This is a genomic window from Streptomyces sp. NBC_00829 (assembly GCF_045161795.1).
In the GTDB taxonomy this organism is placed as follows: Bacteria; Actinomycetota; Actinomycetes; order Streptomycetales; family Streptomycetaceae; genus Streptomyces.
Map to the genome: position 1 here is coordinate 388,194 of NZ_CP108867.1, position 17,017 is coordinate 405,210.

10 protein-coding genes are annotated in these 17,017 nt (G+C 70.1%); 4 read left to right on the plus strand and 6 right to left on the minus strand.

Going from position 1 to position 17,017, the window contains the following annotated elements; genetic code table 11:
- Positions 1-171 precede the first annotated feature (171 nt).
- On the plus strand, positions 172-657 hold the full coding sequence (locus tag OG293_RS01625) for a hypothetical protein (protein ID WP_405996924.1): 486 nt from the start codon (positions 172-174) through the stop codon (positions 655-657).
- A gap of 212 nt (positions 658-869) precedes the next feature.
- Here OG293_RS01625 and OG293_RS01630 read toward each other — a convergent pair whose 3' ends face one another.
- Both OG293_RS01630 and OG293_RS01635 read right to left on the minus strand, forming a co-directional pair.
- Complete coding sequence (locus OG293_RS01630; RefSeq protein ID WP_405996925.1) at positions 870-1,565, minus strand: class F sortase; 696 nt, start codon at positions 1,563-1,565, stop codon at positions 870-872.
- Positions 1,566-1,631: 66 nt separating this feature from the next.
- The gene (locus OG293_RS01635; RefSeq protein WP_405996926.1) at positions 1,632-2,123 is read right to left on the minus strand and encodes a hypothetical protein; all 492 of its coding nucleotides are present in this window, start codon (positions 2,121-2,123) and stop codon (positions 1,632-1,634) included.
- Positions 2,124-3,141: 1,018 nt separating this feature from the next.
- Between OG293_RS01635 and OG293_RS01640 the strand changes: the two genes are divergently transcribed.
- Entirely contained in the window at positions 3,142-5,445 is a 2,304-nt protein-coding gene (locus tag OG293_RS01640; protein ID WP_405996927.1) for an ATP-binding protein, read from the plus strand.
- Here OG293_RS01640 and OG293_RS01645 read toward each other — a convergent pair.
- Positions 5,439-5,900, minus strand: coding sequence for an ATP-binding protein (locus tag OG293_RS01645; protein WP_405996928.1), 462 nt, complete (start codon positions 5,898-5,900; stop codon positions 5,439-5,441). The genes OG293_RS01640 and OG293_RS01645 overlap by 7 nt on opposite strands.
- Positions 5,901-6,758: 858 nt before the next feature.
- Here OG293_RS01645 and OG293_RS01650 point away from each other — a divergent pair.
- Positions 6,759-9,263 carry a SpoIIE family protein phosphatase gene (locus OG293_RS01650; protein ID WP_405996929.1) on the plus strand — a complete coding sequence of 835 codons (2,505 nt, stop codon included), beginning with the start codon at positions 6,759-6,761 and terminating at the stop codon, positions 9,261-9,263.
- A gap of 151 nt (positions 9,264-9,414) precedes the next feature.
- Here OG293_RS01650 and OG293_RS01655 read toward each other — a convergent pair whose 3' ends face one another.
- From OG293_RS01655 to OG293_RS01665, 3 genes are read right to left on the minus strand one after another with little or no spacing between them, the layout of a single operon-like run.
- On the minus strand, positions 9,415-9,666 hold the full coding sequence (locus tag OG293_RS01655) for an SDR family oxidoreductase (protein ID WP_406003479.1): 252 nt from the start codon (positions 9,664-9,666) through the stop codon (positions 9,415-9,417).
- Positions 9,667-9,669: 3 nt separating this feature from the next.
- Complete coding sequence (locus OG293_RS01660; RefSeq protein WP_405996930.1) at positions 9,670-10,878, minus strand: tryptophan 7-halogenase; 1,209 nt, start codon at positions 10,876-10,878, stop codon at positions 9,670-9,672.
- Positions 10,875-13,874, minus strand: a complete 3,000-nt coding sequence (locus tag OG293_RS01665) for a LodA/GoxA family CTQ-dependent oxidase (RefSeq protein ID WP_405996931.1) — start codon at positions 13,872-13,874, stop codon at positions 10,875-10,877. Before OG293_RS01665 ends, OG293_RS01660 begins: the two co-directional genes overlap by 4 nt.
- Positions 13,875-15,382: 1,508 nt before the next feature.
- Here OG293_RS01665 and OG293_RS01670 point away from each other — a divergent pair.
- Positions 15,383-16,990, plus strand: coding sequence for a CAP domain-containing protein (locus OG293_RS01670; RefSeq protein WP_405996932.1), 1,608 nt, complete (start codon positions 15,383-15,385; stop codon positions 16,988-16,990).
- Positions 16,991-17,017: the final 27 nt, after the last annotated feature.

The window sequence follows — 17,017 nt, forward strand, 5'->3', positions numbered from 1 at the left end:
GCCACGGGGTCCTGCACCGACTGTGCGGTGCAGCGAGAACCTGTTGACGGCCTCGTCCGGGGAACTCTTCCAGGAGCCCCGGCAAGGCCCCGTTCTCCACAAGGACAACTCATGATGCACGGCATTGCTTCCCCGTTGACGGAGAATGCGGACCCACCACGCATCCGTGTGATGCTCGGCAGTAATGCCCTTCACGAGGGCTTCTCCAGCTCTTGGACATGGGCTGCGCTGATCGGCCTGGTCAGCCTCGCAGCCACGGTCTGCTTCTCCGTGGACCAGGTACGGAAGCACCACCGCGCCAAGGAAGCAGAGCGCCTCAGGCCGGACTACGAACTCCTGGACGAGACAATCGTCGCCCTCGACAAACTGGCGGGCACGGCCGCGGTAAAGGCCGACCTGGGCAGGCTCAGCGAGCTGCACAGCCGTATCAAACAAGCAGAGAAGCGCTCACCCGACATCCCGTTCGGCGCTGTGGTCGCGCATGTCGCCGCTTATCAGAAGACGGTTCTGCCCGATGGGTACGCCAAGAAGCTCGTCGGCAGGAAGGTCACTCTGGACGAACTGCTCGACCTCGCCCGGCGGCAGGGGGTGTCGAACGCCGGCATCCGCGTGGCCATCGATGCCGTGCAGCGAGAGATCGATCGCCGCACTGCCTGAACATCACCGCCTCGCGGCAAGAGCTGCGGCCCCGTGTGGCGTGGGAAGACCACGGCCAACGGGTGGCCGGTGCTCGCCTCGGCCCCCGACCACCGGATCGGGGGCACCACCGAGGTGCACGTCGCGACAGCGGGCAGGGACGTCGCCACTCGCCGTGTACGGAGCGGTCATCAGGCCCTGGCCTGCTCGATCGCGGACTTCCGTAACACGCCTCAGTTCAGGCCGATCAGGTACGCATAGACGACCACGTTGCCGAGATATCCCGTGTCCTTGCTGTAGCCGCCACCGCATGTGATGAGCCGCAGTTGAGGTTCGGCCGAGCTGCGGTAGACCTTCTTGGTCGGGAACTCGCTCTTTGCGTACACCTCGACCGCGTCGACGGAGAACACCGCGATCCGTCCGTCGCGACGTGTGATCTCGACGGTGCTGCCTTTGGTGACGGCACCGAGAGGAAAGAAGACGGCGCGGCCGGTGGGGGTGTCCACATGGCCTGCCACGACGGCCGTGCCCGCCTCTCCGGGGGCGGGACCGTCCGTGTACCAGCCCGCGAGGTTGGGCCGGTCCGCCGGTGGCACTTCGAGCGCACCCGCCTCGTCCAACCCGAGCTTCATGATCGGTGCGTCGACGCCGACCACCGGGATGCGCAGCCTGACCGGGGTGGAAAGCGACCGCGGGGTGCCGTGGCCGCTGAACGGTGGAGGACCTGCGGTCTGCCGGACCGGGCCCGGTGCCGCGCTTCCGCCGGGTGTGGCAGCGGACTGCGGGCTGGGCGCGGCAAAGGCCTGCGCGGCGGACGGCTGTGGAGCCGTTTCGCCGCGCAGGCCGTTGTTGAGCAGAGCGATGCCGACGATCACGACGACGAGCAGAGTCTTCGTCGACGTGAAGGAGGCAGGTTCCGTACGTGCCATGGCGGTCCGGGCCTCGGTCTGGGTGGTGGAGGCGGCATCGCTGCCGACCCGTGAGGAGTCGGCCTGTCAGTCGGTGTCGGCGGTGAAACGACGCCGCCGCATCGTCACCACGCCGCCGGCCGCCGCGCCGGCGATGAGCACGGAGCCCACCAGGACCTGCGTGCCGTTCGGCCCTTCAGAGCCGCCGAATCCGCTGTGCACCGCGCCCTTCGGGGGGCTGACGACCTCGAAGCTGGTCTCGACGCGTGTCTTCGGCGGGCACTTGACGGTGATGGTGTAGACACCCGCAGCGGCAGTGTCCGGGACGGTGAAGTCACCGGCCAGTTCTCCGCTGCGCCGTCCCTCGGTCAGGTTGATCTGGCCGCCGGCCTCCGCCTGGCCCTTGGCGTACGTGACGTCCTCCCCGCAGACCTCCGTGCTGACCGTGACGGTCGAGCCCGGGAAAGCCCGTTGCGGGCTCACACTGACGTCGGACTCGTCCGCGCCTGCCGCGGCCACCGGGAGCCCGAGGGCACACAGCATCATGGCCCCACAGGCGAAAATACGTGCGGTGCGCATGCCACCACCTTTCGACCGGCGCGGGCAGGACCAGCCGTCCCAACGAGAGTGCCGCGCTTCAGTGCCAAGACAAACAGCTCCCGCGATCCGACGGCCGGTCCGAAACGGGCGGTCCGACAGGGACCGGATTCCTCACGAAGGATTCCCGCAGGTCGCCCGGTTCCCATAAGCCCAAACGACGGAATGTCAGACGATGTGGCGATCGGGTGGTGCCACTCACTCCCCCAGGGGAACGCCCGCATGACAGGACGCGGTGCCGCTGAGCCACCCTCAAAGCCCGTCGGGAGACTGCGTTTCCCGTTCGTGTGGGAATCTGCCGTTCCGTGGGCTGAATGGGCGTCAGGTTCTCCCTGCGTTCGGGAAGGCCGCGCCGTCGCTGCCGGGCGAGGGGTTCGGTCCTCACCGGCGGCGTTCGAGCCTGCGGATCACCACTCCGAGGATGTCGCCTCGCGCTGGCACCGGCAACGGTGATCACGGCGTAGCAGCGCCGTGCCAGCAGTACGCCCAGCAGGGGCGTCGCGACCAAGGCAAGGGCGAACGGGAACAGCCGTCGGCGGACTGGCCGCATGGGAGCACCTCTTCAGGTGTCGAGGGATCGGCCACCAGGTTGGGCCCGTCCGGGACAGCCGCCCGGCCGGATCGGCCCAGCGCGGCGGGGGCCACATCCCGCTGTCCCCCGGGCGGGATGGCGGAAGCCCCGCCACTGCGCCGATACCAGCCGTACGGCCAGCCGCGTCCGGACCGCTCGCCGGGCTGACGCAGGCCGGCCTGCTCAAGCAGATCGCCGCCGACTCGGGAATCAGTCCCGGGACTCCGCGCAACCGGATGCGCGGAGTCTCGGGGACGGTCTCGTCCCCGGGGGCACCGGGCGGCAGCACCGCCCCCGCTGAGCTGGAGTGTGATACTGCAAGGACTCGGTACCGATGTGCAGGTTCGTCGATGACGGCGCACGGCGGAGGCTGACCCGCCGGAGCCGGTGCGCCGCCTGTTCGGTCACCAGGAGGCGAGGTGCGTTCTCATGGCCACGAGGACATCACGGCGGCGGGCGGGGAACCTCCCGGCCGACGTCACGAGCTTCGTGGGCCGCCGGCAGGAGATCTCCCGGGCCCGTCAGTTGCTCTCCAGCACGCGGCTGCTCACCCTGACCGGCCCGGGCGGTGTCGGCAAGACGCGGCTGGCCCGCCAGGTGGCGTCTGAGGTGAGCCGAGCATTCCCGGACGGAGTGTGGCTGGTCGAGCTGGCCCCGCTGCGTGACGCGGCGCTCGTGTCCTGGACGATCTCGTCCGCGCTGGGTCTGCAGGACCAGTCGGCGCGTCCGGCGGTGGCCAGTCTTGCCGAGTACCTCTCCGACAAGCGCCTGCTGCTCGTGCTGGACAACTGCGAGCACCTGGTGCCCGCCTGCGCAAACGTGCTGGGTGAGATCCTTTCCGCTGCTCCGGGGCTGCACGTCCTGGCCACCAGCCGGCAGGCGCTGGGCTGCGAGGGCGAGTGGGTGCTGACGGTGCCGCCGCTGTCCGGACCCGAGCCGGACGCGCCCTCGCCGGACGCTTCGGCGGCGCACTGGGAATCGGTCGAGCTGTTCGCCGCGCGGGCGGCTGCGGCGGTGCCCGGGTTCACGCTCACGCCGGCCACACAGGAAGCCGTGACACGGCTGTGCGGACGTCTGGACGGCATCCCCCTGGCCATCGAACTGGCGGCGGTGAATCTGCGCTTCCTGTCGGTCCACGACCTGGCCGAACGCCTCGACGACCGGTTCAGCCTGCTGACCGTGGCAAGCGACAGTGACGGCAGGCGCCACCGGAGCCTTCAGGCCGCGATGGACTGGAGCCACGACCTGTGCTCGCCGGAGGAGCGGCTGCTGTGGGCCCGCCTCTCGGTCTTCCGCGGCGGCTTCGACCTGGAATCCGCCGAGCATGTGTGCTCCGGCGAGGAAATCGTCCGGGCCGGCGTCCTCGACACCCTCGTCGGGCTGGTGGACAAGTCGATCGTGAACCTGCAGGACGCGGGGGCCGCGGGACGCTACCGGATGCTGGAGACCGTGCGGGAGTACGGCGGGGAGCAGCTGGTCCGCTCGGGTGCGCACCGGCTGATGCGTGAGCGCCACCGGGACTGGTACATGAAACTCGTCGAGCGGGCGAGGGACGACTGGTTCACCGGGAAGCAGTCCTCCTGGTTCGTGCGGCTCGGCTCGGAGCTGGCCAATCTGCGGTCCGCGCTCGAATTCTCACTGTCCCGGCCGGACGAGGTGCCTCAGGGGCTGGAACTGGCGGCGCGCATCTGCAACTACTGGATGCGCCTGGGCATGAGCGAGGGCCGCCACTGGATGGACCGCGCACTGAGCGTCGCCGACGGCCCGGACGAGCGGGTGCTGAACGTTCTGTGGATCGATGCCTGGGCGGCCGGCATCCAGGGCGACCTGCAGGGGGCCGTAGAGCTGACGGAGCGCTGCCGGGTCATGGCGGAACAGCTGGACAGTCCGAACCCGGCCGTGCCGATGGTGAGGGGTATCACCGCGTTCTACGCGGGCGACCCGGAGCGGGCCAGCGCTCTGCTGGGCGAGGCGCTCGAAGGGTTCCGCAGTGCGGGCGATGCCACGTTCACCTGGGTCGCCCTGTTCTACGTCGCCCTCGTGGCGTCGTTCACGGGCAGCGCGGACGCCGGCCGACTGACCGCGGAATGCCTGAGCACCGCCGGTGACGCACAGTGGTGCCAGTCGCACGCGCTGTGGATCTCGGCCATGAACCGCTGGCGGGAGGGGGAGCCGGAGGAAGCGGTCGCCATGGCCCGGGACGGCCTCCGCCAGAAGGCCTCCGTCGGTGACCTGTGGGGCATCGCGAACTGCATCGAACTTCTGGCCTGGGTCCACGACGCCATGGGGCAGCACCGGTACGCGGCCGGACTGCTGGGCAGCGCACAGACCTTCTGGCGCGCCACCGGCACCTCGGTCCGCGGCGGCGCGGCACGCGGCGCCCGTCACGATGCCTGTGAGACGCGGCTGCGGGAGCAGCTGGGCGACGGGGCCTTCCTGAAGGCGTTCGAACGGGGTGCGGGACTGGGCCAGGAGCAGTCCGTGGTGTACGCGCTCGGGGAAACGACGGCGCAGCCGGCATCCGAGGAGATACGGGACGATACCCAGCTCACCTCCCGCCAGCGGGAGGTCGCCCAACTACTGGCCGAGGGGTTGACGAACAAGGAGATCGCCGAGCGTCTTGTGATCGCCCAGCGGACTGCCGAGGCACATGTCGAGAACATCCTGACCCGCCTGGGATTCTCCTCCCGCGCGCAGATCGCGGCCTGGTCGGTGGAGCACCGGGCTCACTGAGCCACCACCGCACTGACCCGGCCGGGTCCGGGGGCCTCGGCCCGCGGACCCGAGGCCCCGCTCCCGGTGCCGGGCAGGGTTGCGGCCGACCGGCCGGCGCGGAGCGCGAAGCGCACGGTTTTGCCGTCGGCGTCCGGCACGGTCTCCCAGCACTCCGCGAGATCACCGATCAGCCACAGTCCCCGGCCGTTGTCACTGTCGAGCGAGGGTGCCGGGCCGGCCGACAGGGACCTGCAATCAGGATCGGTGACCTCGATCCATACCCGTGCGGCCTCCAGCCGGACCCTCACCGTGAAGTCCGCCCCGCCGCAGGCATGCTCGACGGCGTTGGTGGCCACCTCGCTCGTGAGCAGCACAGCCACATCGACCAGGTGCCCCAGCTCCAGCCCCTCCAGGACCGCCGCCACATGACGACGCGCGCGCCCCACACTCTCGGGACGGCCGGGCAGACTCACAGCGGTCCCCGCATCCGGAACCGCGGCAGCCCTCACCTCTGCCGCACGTCGCCGTGCGGCCCGAGCCGTACGCGGTGCGAACCGGCGCGGGAGCCTCCCGCGGGGAAGTCGCGTCCTGGACGCGGCGACGGTGAACGTCGTCGGAACCGCACGGGCGGTCTCCGCACCCGTTGCACCACCGGGAGCACCGACGGTGCGTACGGGCGACAGAAGCGCGAGATCAACAGTGCCCCGCAACGGGGTGGGCTCGTTCATTTCTCTGACTCTCCCGACGGCTGACACAGGTCCTGGATACGGGATCAAGCGGCAGGATCTCGTCCCGCTTCCACCATGCCCTCACCGTTTCCACGGCATATCGGGAGAAGTACGTAACTACGTAACCATCCACCCAAGCCGCCCCCACACCCAGCCCACACCCGACCGGCCCCACCCGGACCGGGGCCGGACCACCCACACCCGGCCGACCGGGGCGATCAGGGCGGTAAGGCGAGCCGCCGCCGAGGGCAGGGCGACCCCCTCCCCAGCGCTCGGGCCACCTCTCCGCTCTGACGATATAGTCGAAATTAAACCCTTTGGCACCTATGGCCGATTACCAGTGACTGATATCGGATGGTGTGGCAGATCGGAGTCAGCGAGAGTGGACAGGACGCCTCCATTCGGTATGCCGGGGCCGGAGGGAACAGCACCGGCCCAGCCGCACTCCCCCATCCAGGCACGCGGCGGGGGCGGACCGGTACAGCACCGGGGCCAGCGCTGCTGCGTCTCTCCCGGGAAAAGCCGCATGCGCTTTCCGTCCCTGCCGACACGGTGGCCCTTTCACTCCGCTCGTCCGACGGGCTCGGCGGGGTGCTCTCCGCCGTGAGAGAGGGTCCTGACCCACCCAGCGCGGCCCGGCGCGGCCACCTCGAAGCGGTCACGCGGTGGCTCTCCGAGCGGCTGGGGCGCCCCTCCCCCGCTCCGCGCCATACGAGCCGTGCCGGACGGCCGGAGGAGAATCCGGCCGGTTCCGGACTTCGTCGGGCGCGCGACGCGGTCCACGTCGGAGCCTGGGACTGGAACATTCGTACCGGTGACGTGGCCTGGGACGATGCCATGGCCCTGGTGGTCGGCATCGCCCCCGATGCCTTCGACGGGCGGATCGAGTCGTGGAGGGGGCTCATCCATCCCGAGGACCTGCCGGCCGTGCTGGCGCAGGCCGAGCAGTCCCTGCGCGAAGGCGCCGAGTACAGCGTCAAGCACCGGGTCCGCCGACACGACGGCACCGTCGGCTGGGTGGAGGCCCGGGGCCGGACACTCGTCGGCGAGGACGGCGAGCCGGCCCACATGGTGGGACGTCTCTGGGAGATCACCGAGACACGGGCCGCCATGGAATCGGCAGGCCGCGCCCTGCGGCACATGAGCGATGGATTCATCGCCGCCGATGCCGACTGGCGCATCCTCTACCTCAATCTCCAGGCCGAGCAACTCCTGGGCTCCTCCCAGGAGCTGGTCGGCCAGACCATGTGGGACGTCCCGACGCTCCGCGTGCCCGGCCTCGAATCGCGGTGCCGCCGAGCCGTCGCCGACCACACGCCGACAGGACTCGACCTGCAACTGCCCACCGACGCCCGGTGGTACCACCTGCGGCTGGTCCCCGTGCCGGACGGACTCACGGTCTACTTGACGGACATCACCCAGAGGCGGCAGCTGGAGGTGGAGCGCGCGGCAGTGGAGCGTGCGGCCGCCGAACGATCCGCACGCATCGGCGAGCTGACCTCGGCGCTCGCCGAAGCCCTCACGGCCGAGGACGTGGTGGCCGCCGCCGCCGAGCACGTGCTCCCGCTGTTCGGCGCAACCGGGTTGATCGTGCAGGCCCGCGAAGGAGAACGGTTGCAGGCCGTCGGCGCGGTCGGATACCCCCAGCCGTTCGTGGACCAGCTCGTCGAAGGTCTCCTGCCCGCGGCCGCCCCCGCCGACCACGCGCAGCAGAACGGCACGCCGAGGTTCATCGCCTCACCCGAGGAAATGGAGGCCGACTACCCGGCGATGCTCAACCTCATCACACTGAGCGGCAAACGTGCCTGGGCCTTCCTGCCATTGGTGGTCTCCGGTCGTCAAGTGGGCGGCTGCGTGGTCTCCTTCGACCGGCCGCGCAGTCTCACCGGGGAGGAACGCACCCTGCTGATCGCCCTCAGCGGACTGGTCGCCCAGGCCCTGGAGAGGGCCCGGCACTTCGACGCCGAACACACCCGCGCCCAAGCACTGCAGCGCGGCCTGCTCCCCCGAGCACTGCCCTGCCTGCCCGCCGTCACCACCGCCGCCCGCTATCTGCCGGCAGGTGAGGGCACGCTCGGTGGCGACTGGTACGACGTCATCCCGCTCTCCGCCGAACGTGTCGCACTCGTCATCGGAGATGTGATGGGCCATGGCCTCCCCGAGGCCGCCACCATGGGACGGCTGCGCACAGCCGTACACACCTTGGCCGGACTCGAACTACCCCCCGACGAATTGCTCTCCCACCTCAACGACCTGGTCAGCGACCTCGGCGACGACTTCTACGCCACCTGCCTGTACGCCCAGTACGACCCCGCCACCGGTGTCTGCACTCTCGCCAGCGCCGGGCACCCGCCGCCTGCCGTCGTCCGACCCGATGGCACGGTGCACTTCCCCGGCCTCGCCGCCAACCCGCCGCTGGGCGCAGCCACGCCCCCTTTTGACACCATGGATGTGGAAGTGCCCGAGGCGAGCCTCATGGTGCTGTACACCGACGGCTTCGTCGAATCCGCGCGACGCGACATCGAAAGCGGAATGGCCCAGCTGGCCACAGCGCTCACCACCAGCCCCGACGGCCCGGCGGGCGCCGCCCCGGCCCGGAACCGGGACACCGATGCGCTGAGACTGGACCGGCTCTGCGAAACACTGGTCTCCGCGCTGCTGCCCTCCCCGGAACAGACCCACGACGACGCTGCCGTACTCCTGGCCCGTACGCACACCCTCGCGACCGGGAACGTGGTGTCCTGGATCCTCCCCGACGATCCCGTCGCGGCAAGGCAGGCACGCGACCACATCAGGCACCAGCTGGCCGAGTGGCACCTGGACGAACTGGTGATGACCACAGAACTGCTCGCCAGCGAGCTGGTGGGCAATGTGGTGCGCCATGCGAAAGGGCCCGTCCGCCTACGCCTCCTGCGGAGCCGGACACTCATCTGCGAGGTCTCGGACGGCAGTCTCACCACTCCTCGGGTTCGCCGTGCCCGTGACACCGACGAGGGCGGTCGCGGGCTGCAACTGATCGCCGCTCTCAGCCAGCGCTGGGGCACCCGCTTCACCTCCGAGGGCAAGTGCATCTGGACCGAGCAGCCGCTGCCCGACGCCCTGCGCTGACCCTCCACCGTTTGCAGCGGACGGTTGCGGGGATGCCCCTGCGCAACCGGTCCCCCTCGCGCCTCGCGGACAGGCGGATACAGGGGTCCGGCCCACGCCGCCGACGTCTACCGCGAGACGGGCCACGCGAGTACCCCCTCCGTCGACGCCGTCAGACCTGCGCCATGCCGCCGTCGGCGAAGAGTTCGATACCGGTGACGAAACTGGAGGCGTCGCCGGAGAGGAAAGCCGCCGCCTTGCCCATCTCGCTGGGGCCGGCGATCCGCCCGGTGGGGTTGCCCTCCCCCATCGCCTCGTCCGCGGCCTCGACCTCGCCGGCGCCCTGCGCCATCCCCAGCGCACTCCTGAGGGAGCCGGTGTCGACGGCGCCCGGGCTGAGGGAACTCCTGATCGTCCGCGGCAGCCATCACGGTGAGCGCTGTCGGCGCTCCCAGAACGCATGGCTCGGCCAGCGCCGTTCCTGACCGTAGGACTCGGCGTGATGGCGTTCATAGGCGTCCGCGATCCGGTCCAGGAACATGGAGTAGTCGGCGAGCGCGTCCACCTCGCCTGCCAGGCACAGGTCGACGGCCCGGCCGGCGCGGGCACCTGTGTGCAGGGCTGTGAGGATGCCCTGGGAGGAGAGCGGATCGAAGGCGATGGCGGCGTCCCCGGCGGCAATCCATCCGGGAGCCGCCGCCGGGCGCAGACGCAGCCCGTGGGCGGCGGCCCAGCGTGGCGCCGGGGCTCGGGCGGGGTCGTAGCCGTCGAGGCGGGACCGGATGTGCCGGGTGCCCGCGACGGCGCCGAGGAACCCCTCGGGGGTGCGCAGAGCCGCATCGGACAGGTCGGCGTCGGTGAGATGCGCGACCAGCCGCCCGGCCGGAACCCGGGCGGTGTACCACCAGCCTTGGGGTGCCGCCTCGACGAGCGTACGAAGTTCCGCATCCTCGGTGCGATGAGCGGGCAGACGCCGGTCGAACAGGGCGAACACGGCCATGAGCCGGTCCTGCTTGCGCCGCTGGGCGCGTCGGCGGCCGATCACGGCGCGGCGGCCGGTGGCGTCCACGACCCAGTCGCAACGTACCTCCTTGAGCCGGCCGCCTTCACGGATCAGCAAACGCCGGTCGCCCGCGCCGGCGCCCAGCGGCACGGCCTCGGCCTGCCGCAGCTCGGCGCCGGCGGTTTCAGCGGCGCCACGAAGAAACGCGTCGAACCGCCTCCGATCGAGATGCCAGCCATGTCCGTGCGGGTCGTAGAGGTGGCTTCGGCCGTCGAGCCCGTCCGATCCCCAGGAGGCGTAGGTCCCCGGACATCGCAGGTGAGCGTCGGCCGCGAACCCGGGCCACAGGCCCAGATCGTGCAGAAGCAGCCCGGCCGCGGGCGGCAGTGTTTCCCCGATCTTGAACGGGGAGTGCCCGGGCCCGCCTGTGTCCTTGTCGATGAGCAGGACGCGACGGCCGGCCCGCGCCAGCACCAGCGCCGCGACGGCGCCTGCGGGACCGCCTCCGGCCACGACCGCCTCGAACGCTCCGGCGCTCTCGCCGTTCCCGGCGGTCCCGGTGTGCGGGGCGGTCCAGGCATAGCGGTGTCCGGTCGGGTCGGCGACAGCCGCTGCGCCGGGGCGTGAGGTCACTGTTCCTCCGGGAAGCGCGCGACCTTGTCGAAGTAGCCCGCCATCACCTCCTCTTCGGATGCGTCCGCCCGGGCGATGGCCGCAGCCACGGCTGCGTCGCTCAGTGCCGGGTCCGCTGCCTCCGGCACGTGCAGGCACCGCAGGTTCCGCAGCGCGGGCGGGGGCTGCTCCGGGTGGAAGCCCACCGCGGACTCCACGAACATCGTCGCGGGCAGGTCCGGATCGTCAGCTGCGCCTGGGCGCCGTTCGACGAGGCCGAGCTTGCCGAAGTCCTTGACCATCGCGTTCATCTGCTCGATACGGTCCTGAGGCAGCCATCTGTCCCACACGGCCCGGCGCTCGAAGGCGGCCCGGCGCTCCTCGGGGGCGCTGCCAGGACCGACAGCCGTCTCGTAGTCGTCCTCCGTCAGGACGTGGTTGGGCACGCGCGCGGGCCAGAAGGTGGGCAGGTAGGGGTCGTATCGGGGGCCGTAGCCCAGGTAGTAGCCGGAACGGCAACGGGCGGTGTCGGTCTGCCAGGGCACCGCCATCCAGCGCGTCAGGTCGCCCGGCCCCTGCCCGTACAGCGGACCGTCCACGTCGAGCGCCGTCTGCGGAGCGAGCACGCTGCCGTACTCGGGTTCGGGTTTGCCGGGATCGCGGTGCCGCACCCGGAACGGTGCCGAGTACAGGGTGCTGTGGCGCATCGGCCACGAGAGTTCGCACCCCGGGTGGAAGGCGTCGGCCACACAGAACGACAGGGCTGCGCGGTCGAGCGTGCCCGGACGCTCCTCCGGCAGCACCTCGTCGAGGGTCCTGGGCCCCAACGCCGAGGGGTCGTAGTCGGCGTCGAAGTCTCCCGCGGCCCACCGGGCCAGCGACCTGTACTGCAAGGGGGACAGCGTCAGATGCTGCCGAGCGGAGACGGGCCGCACACTCATCGAGTCACCGTAGATCGGCGGCCACGGCACGGGCGAGAGCCCGTCACGGTCGGGGTCCCGCATCGTGGCCCAGATCTGCTGACGCAGCTCTGCGTGACGTGAGCCGGGGGCGGCCAGCCTGGCGAGCCGCTCGGGCGCCAGGAGGTGTTCACGCCCGCCGTGCCCGAACTGGGCGGCGATTCCACGATTGACCCACTGAAGGTCGCACAGGCGCCGCAGGACCGGCAGCACGTCACGGGTGAACGAGACCCGCTCCGGTAGCGGCAGCATTCCGTTGGACACGAAGAGGTCGCGCATCAGGTCGTACATCGTGCGCACCGACTTCATCTCCGGCGCGAAGTTCGGCGGCGCCACCACCACCCAGGCCGCATCGACGGGGACGGCCCGGCCGCCGACTCGCACGCTCGCCGTCACCGGGCCGTCGGAGACGTCGTCGTGCCAGCCGTCGTTGTTGGCGAAATGCCCTGCCAGAGCGTGGTCCGGCGAGGCCGAGACGCCGTGCCCGCCAAGGAAGACCAGTCGGCCGGCGCCGTCGGTGCGCAGTTCACCCAGATGGACGGGTTTACCGAGGAAGGAGCCTGTGTCGAACCGGTACTCGGGGCGGCCCGCGCGGTCCCGGCCGCGGACCGAACGCTGACCGGGGTCGATGACCAGCCGACCACGCTCCGCGGGGGGCACCTTGGGATTGCGGGGGGTGCTCGCCGTCGCATCGGCCGCTTCGGGGATGTCCAGGGCCAGCTGGAACTGGTACCAGGCGGCCTTCTTGTTGGCCACGTGCACGGTCCAGCGGATGTCCGCGTTGTCCGCCGTCAACTCGCCGACCACCTCCCCGACCGCGTTGTAGCCGTAGATGCGAAAGCGCGCCGCCTGCCGCTTGAGGGCGCCGGTCGTGTCCTTGTACGTGCCGGTGGGCAGCGGCGGAGGATCGTCCACCTCGGGCGCGAAGAAGAACTCCTCCGCGCTGTCACCGACCCGCGCCACACCGATGGCGGGATGGATCGCGGCCCGCACGATCCGGGTGTCGCGTCCGTGCGCTTCGCCGGACATCGGCCGTGCGGGACCAGGTTCCGCCACCGGAATTCCGTTCGCGTCGCGGCGTCGTGCCGCCGACGCCCGGTACACGACCTTGCGGGCCTCCGCCATACTGCCGATCGGCCGGTGCTCGGCCAGGCAGTGCCAGGGGTTGTAGGCGAGGTTGTCGCCGTAGGCGTCCTGGCCGCGCGCCGTGACGTCCTGCTGATGCAGGGTCAGTCTCGCGACTCGGACGGGGGCGCTCTGCGACTCCTCCCAGCGCACGGTGGCACGGTCCAGCGGCATGCCGCCCGGGTCCGTGCGGAACTGCACCATCAGGTCGAAGGCGGCCTCTCCCCCGGCCAGACGGTGCCGCAGATCACCGCGCAGGAAGGAGGGGTCCTCGTCCGCCGGCGTCGCTTGTGGGTCACCGGGCGGGCAGGTGACGGGCACCAGCTTGTACTTCACGTAGTGGTCCGGCCCGAAGGCATACGGCAGCACGCCCCAGTAGGTGGCCGTCAGCGTGCTTTCCTCGGGCTTCCGCATCTCTTGGAGAATGCTGCGGGTGACCGGGTGCTCGTTCTGGTAGGCCACCGGGTTCTGCTGGAACTCGCACATGTCCCGGGCGGTGTCGACGAAGAACACGTCGTGGTTCTGCACCACGAGATCCTGTGTGTCCGCCCGGTCCTCGTCCCCCAGCAGCTTCGGCCCCGGAACACCGAACAGCTTGATGCCCATGCCGACGGTCCGGCGGAAGTCCGAACGGTCCGGCAGGGTGTCGCTGGAGAAGCGCACCCAGGCAGTCAGACCGCCTTCCTGATCCCGAGCGGCCCTGAGGAATCCGATACAGAGCTCCGGTGGCAGATCGGCAGAGACCGTGAGCACGCCACGGGCGGTGCCGTGGTACTTGACGAAGACCGGCCGCAGGACCGGATCCTGGCCCTGGGCGATCCGGTCCCCCATGCGCTCGCCCACGAACTCGGCCAGGATGCCGGCGATAGGTTCGGTCGCGCAGTCGGGGAGGGACTCCGAGGAGTTCCGGTGCGGGGCTGGTGTCCCGGTCATGGCGACGCTCTCCTGCCGGTCGAGCCGATTCGGCGTTCCCTTCTCATAAGTGGAGCAAGCTCGATGAAAATATGCTCAATGACGGCGATGACACGCAGATGGGGGCATAGCGTGTGCCGAGTCGGAGGCGCACTCGTTGTCCGCTCCCCTCACCTCCGTCCCGGGGGACGAGGCGCTCTTTCGCGGACCAGAAGCGCTTGTACCGGGCAGGTCAACGGGATGCGGCAGAACCGGCGCCGGCTCAACGAGGGGCAGCCGCAAGGGTGGCTCCCCGCCGCGACACGAACCGGGGAGGTCGCTGGAGAATGATCCATGCCGCATCAGAAGGCTCGACTGCGGCGACGCGTGTGACGGCCTCCGGGTAGAAGGGAACATTGTGTCCAGTGCCGAAGCCGACCTCGAGCACTTCGCCCTCCAGACTGGCACAGGCCCGGCGTCGTAGCGGTTGGGCTGTCTTCGCACCGCAGGCGACGTTGATGATCCGTGGCAAGACTCGTTCGTCATAGAAACCCATGGCGGCCTCCCTGTCCGCTTTCAGCATGGCACCGGAGGGGCCGCACGGCAGATATCTGCCCGTGCCGGAGCCACGGCCGCCCTCCGCGCAGCTCGCGGACTGCGGCACGACCCGGTCGGGGTCGCCGCGGACATCGCCGTGACGTGTGACCGGCCGGCAGTACTCCCGACGACTGAAACTCTCGCCGTCGCGGGCCTTGCCGTGCTGGGTACGGACCGGCACGCGGTCCGGCAAGGCCGGGGCTTGGCGCCGGACCCGTCGCGGAGAGTGCCCGGGGCGGTCCCTCGGGCACAGGACAGTCGTGAATGCTTCGCCTACGACGATGTCCCGGCACAGGGGTTGGCGCCGGCCGTCGGCGCGCCGACGCAGAGACTGGAGCCGGTGCCGGGCCCCACCCCGGTCGTGGCGGCGGTGGAGGGCGCGGGCGTGTGGAGGATCGAGCGGCTCCCGCGTGAGCGAGGCCGGCCAGGATGGAACGTGGCGCACGTCCATGACGGCGAAGACGTGGACGCCGGTGGATTCTCGACCTGGACCAGGCGCTGACCGTGGCCAGTCGGCCAGGCACGAGGGTGAGCGCAAAGTGCGGCACCGCCGACTTCCGCCCCCTGTCGCAGCCGCTGATGAAGCGGGGACCGCGCCTGAATCCCATCGGTTGTGCGCGCTATTCTCTCGGTATTTCCTTCCTGTTATTTCGGTGCGCGCACCAATTCCTTTCGGTACACCTTCTGGAAATCATCGGAGCACGGACTCCCGCTCTTCACATCAGCCACCAGTGGACCCATATCAGCAGGTCAGATGGCACTCACCCGCCGATGAGAAGCGGGGTGGGACGACACCGCTCATAGGCATCGACCAGCGCCTTATCAACCCCTGATCGCTCCCTTAAATATCCTTAAGGGATCGACAGCGAGCGTGGTTTGTGTTCTAGCGTGAAGACGAACGACGGAGCTTTGAGGTTCCGTCACTTCCGCTATGCAGAACGGAAATCCCTCTGATGAACCACCGCCGAAACGTCAACCGCAAGGCGAAGGCCGTGACCGGGCTGGTCCTCGGAGGCGCCCTCACCGCGGGGGTCGCCGCACTGTGGCCGGGCGCTGCGCAGGCACGCCTGCCCGGCACGGATCAACAGCCCACGGACCGCCCACAGCAGACACCCGCATTCGCTCCCTATGCGGACGCCTCGGTCTCCCCGTCGCTCGACCTCCCGGCGTGGGCCAAGGGTGCCGGAGTGAAAGAGATCAATCTCGGATTCATCAACCGCGGCAGCGGCTGTATCCCCGAGTGGAGCGGAAGCTCCGGCTCGAGTCCGCTCGACCGTAACGCCGTGGCCGCCCAGATCGACGCCCTCCGCAAGGCGGGAGGGGATGTGCGGGTGGTGTTCGGCGGCGACAACGGTGCGGAGCTGGCGACGGTCTGCTCCGATTCCGCCAAGCTGTCCGAGGCCTACAAGAAGGTCATATCCCAGTTCAAGCTCACCAAGCTGAACTTCGACATCGACGGCTATGGCCTCCACATGCCGGAGGTCAACTCCCTCCGTTCCAAGGCGCTCGCCAGCCTTCAGAAGAGCGACCCCAAGCTCGACGTGGCCTTCACGCTGCCCACACTGCCGAACGGCCTCACACCGGACGGTGTCAAGGTGCTCGAAGACGCCCAGAAGCAGGGCGTACGCATCTCCGCGGTCAACATCACCCCCGATGACTTCGGGACGGCGGGCTCCGGTGACATGGGGAAGCTCGCGATCGACGGGGCCACCGCCGCCCAGCGCCAGATCAAGGAAACGCTGGGGCTGTCGGAAGAAGCCGCCTGGCAGAAGCTCGCGATCACGCCGACCATCGGCGCCAACGGCCCCAGCGGCGCCAAAGGCAAAGTGTTCGGCCTGAAGGACGCCGAGAAAGTCGTCGCTTTCGCCCAGTCGAAGAAGGTCGCCTGGCTGTCCATGTCGACCGCCAACAGGGACAAGCCGTGCACCAGCGCCGGGGGGCCCGCCGGCCCCACGTGCAGCGGCGTGGACCAGAAGCCGTTCGCCTTCAGCAAGATCTTCGCCACCTACCGGGGCGGCGGGTCCGGCACCCCTGACCCGCAGCCCACGCCCTCCTCCACCTCCACCTCCACACCGGCGCCCACGCCCACCTCCACCTCCACACCGGCGCCCACGCCGACCGAGCCCACGCCGACGCCCACCGAGCCCAAGCCGCCCTCGAACCCCGACGGCACGCCCGCCGCCCTGGGCCGCCAGGTGATCGCGCTGGCCAACGCCGAGCGCGCGAAGGCAGGCTGCCCCGCCGTCCGGGAGAACAACCTGCTCAACAAGGCGGCGCTGGGCCACTCCGAGGACATGGCCAGCCGCAACTTCTTCGACCACACCAACCCCGACGGCAAGGACCCCGGCGCGCGGATCACGGCGGCCGGCTACCAGTGGTCCACGTACGGCGAGAACATCGCCAAGGGCCAGGCCACTCCCGCTGACGTCATGAAGTCCTGGATGGAGAGCAGCGGACACCGGCGGAACATCCTCGACTGCAAATTCAAGGAAATCGGCATGGGTGTCCGGCTCGGCTCCGGCGGCCCTTGGTGGACACAGGCCTTCGGCACCAGCCGCTGACCTCCCCGATCCAGGGCGGCCGCCCGC